The 2,988-nt window shown below is 30.6% G+C and carries 4 protein-coding genes; all 4 read left to right on the top strand.

The window, feature by feature from the left end:
- The first annotated feature begins 247 nt into the window (after nucleotides 1-247).
- Nucleotides 248-1,165, top strand: coding sequence for a T9SS type A sorting domain-containing protein (locus ASG38_RS14635; protein ID WP_056072669.1), 918 nt, complete (start codon nucleotides 248-250; stop codon nucleotides 1,163-1,165).
- Between the two features lie 303 nt (nucleotides 1,166-1,468).
- A complete protein-coding gene (locus ASG38_RS14630; RefSeq protein ID WP_056072665.1) occupies nucleotides 1,469-1,855 on the top strand; it encodes a Dyp-type peroxidase domain-containing protein in 387 nt (128 codons plus the stop codon).
- Nucleotides 1,852-2,073: a hypothetical protein gene (locus ASG38_RS14625; RefSeq protein WP_056072662.1), complete on the top strand. Its 222-nt coding sequence runs from the start codon at nucleotides 1,852-1,854 to the stop codon at nucleotides 2,071-2,073. The genes ASG38_RS14630 and ASG38_RS14625 overlap by 4 nt, the downstream gene beginning before the upstream one ends.
- A gap of 113 nt (nucleotides 2,074-2,186) precedes the next feature.
- Nucleotides 2,187-2,381 (top strand): hypothetical protein, encoded by a 195-nt coding sequence (locus tag ASG38_RS14620; RefSeq protein ID WP_056072660.1) that lies wholly within the window; start codon nucleotides 2,187-2,189, stop codon nucleotides 2,379-2,381.
- The last annotated feature ends 607 nt before the right edge of the window (nucleotides 2,382-2,988 follow it).

Here is a 2,988-nt window from a genome sequence, read left to right as displayed (position 1 = left end):
GTAGAGAATTTTGTATGGGCTTTTTACAAAAATAGAAAAATAGTTTTAATAGTTTGTCAGTCAATATACTACACAAAAGGGTGGAATTTATTTTTGAAAGCAAATTCCACCTTTTTGTGTAGTGGGTGTTAATTGTTTTAAGGGTAATTTTATCAAAGTTAGCTTTATTTCTACAATAGCCTTTTGTAAAAAAGGAAGTTTAGGATAAACAGCATTTAAATTAATATATAATCCAAAATCAATTGAAATGAAAAAAATTTTTTTATTTATGACCGTAATGATGTCTTTTGTAGTATTTGCTCAAAGAGAAAACTATGTATTTATCCATAATAATGATTTGGCATTGTTATTAAATGGAGAAGGAGATATTTTTGAAGAAGTTATTATTTTCCAAGGAGATGATTTAAGAAAATTGAATATCCGAAGAATAGTAAAAATAGGAATTAAAGAATACAAATTTGATGGGAATAAATTAATTCTTTTTACCAATAATAATGAAAGTTATGAGTTTAATCCAAATGGAACCAATATATCTGAGAAAAGTTTTGGCGGATATGGTCTTTCTAGAAGGAAAGGAAGAATAGTATTGGAACGTAATCGTTCAGATAATAATATTTTTAACTTAATACATGTAGAAGCCATCAGATTTGACAAATTGGTAATGTTAGGGGATAATACCAAGTGTCATTCAGGAGGCGAAGGCGCTTCAGAATGCTCAGCTAAAGGGGATAATTTCGGTATTTTGACTATGGAATGTAGTGTGACATGTCGAGATACACATTATGCATGCTGCGATGATACACGTGGAGAATGTGTATGTAAAAGAATAGAGTCAGTTTCAGATGAAAAACCTAAAAGTAATGGAATTGCAATACCTATGCAAAGTTATATTTTGACAGGGACTTTAATGTCAGATATAGATAACAAAGAGCATGGTTTTAATGTTTATCCTAATCCAACAAACAATTCTTTTAGAATAGAAAGTATTAACCCTAAAATGGATTATAAAGTATATATTATAGATATGGGTGGCAAAATTATTGAAAGAAATGACTCTATTAAGGGTGAAATAAGTTTAGAAAAATATGATAAAGGTATCTATCTTTTTAAAGTATTAAATAATAATAACTATGAAATATATACAGGGAAAATTGTTAAAAATTAATTTTGTATAATTCATAAAAAAAGCCACTATATAGTGGCTTTTTTTATGAATTGAAATTTTAGGAAGTTTTAAAAAGTTTAATTATAGTTTATTTTTTCTTTTTGATTTTGTATAGATTTTCCACAAGTATTAACATTAATTGATTATTGTTTTTATACTTTGAAAAAATAATCTAATCCTTATTAAAAAAACTTGCTATGTAAAAAGCAAGTTTTTTTAATAAGGATTTATAGACATATTCCATAATCAAGTATCTTAGATTTTAAATTTAAGGCGGATATAAAACAATAAATAAATATTGTCATGCATAATACATCACAAAATGTAACTGATTATCCAAATGACAATACTTATTTTCTGGTATGGAACTTCATCGACCAAATTTCAATAGAAAAGATAAAGACAGGATTCCAAAGAATATGTGCTTTGGTAATAAATCTTAATCATTTTGCCCTTGACCGATTTCCTGATTCTAAAGCGAGCTGTGTTATGGGAATTGGCTATGAAGCATGGCTAAGGCTCAATTTGCAAAAACCTTTACCGAAAGAACTAAAGCCATTTGAACCTATTATATGTAATAAGCATAGTGCCGTACCTTGGTCGTTGGATATAGAATTTGTCCCACGCTTTTCGATTTGTCTAAACACCAAAAATATTCCTGGGACAGGAATAGTCAAAAAAAACTCATGAAAACAAAATTATTTGTCGGAATTCTATTTGTGGTTTCCGGGATTGCAGTCGGGCAATCAAAAAAAGAAATCATGTATGAGATAAACGCCTTCAAAAGCAATACCGTCTCGAAAAACTCCTATGCTGTGCCTTACGACCAGCTTTGGGATGTGATCTATGCTGTTGGGAATACCGAATATAATCAAATAAAAAGGGATGGGAATCTAAAGGCTATATAGACTTCTATCAAGAAAGTGATACCTACCAGAAATCACTTACTATTGAAATCCTTGGAACACAGTAGCCTTATAGACTATCATTCCAATTCCAGCAATTGAGAAGAACCAAAAACATGGATGGGACCTATTCAGGATGGAACAAGACCGGAAGCATTCTTGAAGACTATCTCCTAAAGCTTCAAGAAAAGATATGGATTGCCCTCTATGGGAAAATACAATATCCCGAACAACTATTGAAAAAAATAGATGATTACAACATTAAAGAAACAAAAGATCGGAAGAAAATAATATTCGGACGGGACTACTAATGAAAAAATCTCTCAATTGAGAGGCTTTTTTTTGAAAGAATAGTTTGATACATTTGCAATAATTGCGGCCGCAAGATTTTAAGTAAAATTTAAAATTTTGTAATTATGCAATCACTTATTAAAAATGGATAAGATACCCTCAGTATCAATATCCAAATCAATCAAATTCCTGTAATTGTCGAAGCATGCATACTGTTATGCATTTTTTGTTACAACGCAGGAAAAGCAAGGGGGCGGTCTGTGCCGTAACCCAAACATGTACCCGCAGGTTCTGTAATCTGTGGTTTTTTTATGTTCAAACCATTCTTTCAATCAACTTTTAATCAGGCAAAAAATACAGCTACTGTAATGTTCGCCTAGTCACCTTTGCATCTATAGACTTTGCTGTTTTCATCAAACGGACTTATAGGATTTCCTCCCCATCGAACATGTTCTAGATATTCCATACATGATTCTTCTGTAGGAAAGTGTTCAAGTAGAGACTTGATAGAATTTATATGTTCGGGCAACATAGTATTTGAAATTTACAGATAAATTTACGAATCCATTTCAATCGTTTTTCTAACGTAGAAAAAAATTATCAACTGTAGTTATCTAGAAACTCTCC

Source organism: Flavobacterium sp. Leaf359, assembly GCF_001423985.1.
GTDB classification, from domain to species: domain Bacteria; phylum Bacteroidota; class Bacteroidia; order Flavobacteriales; family Flavobacteriaceae; genus Flavobacterium; species Flavobacterium lindanitolerans.
Note: the sequence above shows the minus strand (reverse complement) of the source record. Positions and strands in the feature narration are given on the sequence as shown.

What these genes read in the sequence shown, in the direction of transcription:
- ASG38_RS14625 (WP_056072662.1), top strand. Translation starts at nt 1,852, where the DNA reads ATGAAAACAAAATTATTTGTCGGAATTCTATTTGTGGTTTCCGGGATT.
- ASG38_RS14630 (WP_056072665.1), top strand. Translation starts at nt 1,469, where the DNA reads ATGCATAATACATCACAAAATGTAACTGATTATCCAAATGACAATACT.
- ASG38_RS14635 (WP_056072669.1), top strand. Translation starts at nt 248, where the DNA reads ATGAAAAAAATTTTTTTATTTATGACCGTAATGATGTCTTTTGTAGTA.
- ASG38_RS14620 (WP_056072660.1), top strand. Translation starts at nt 2,187, where the DNA reads ATGGATGGGACCTATTCAGGATGGAACAAGACCGGAAGCATTCTTGAA.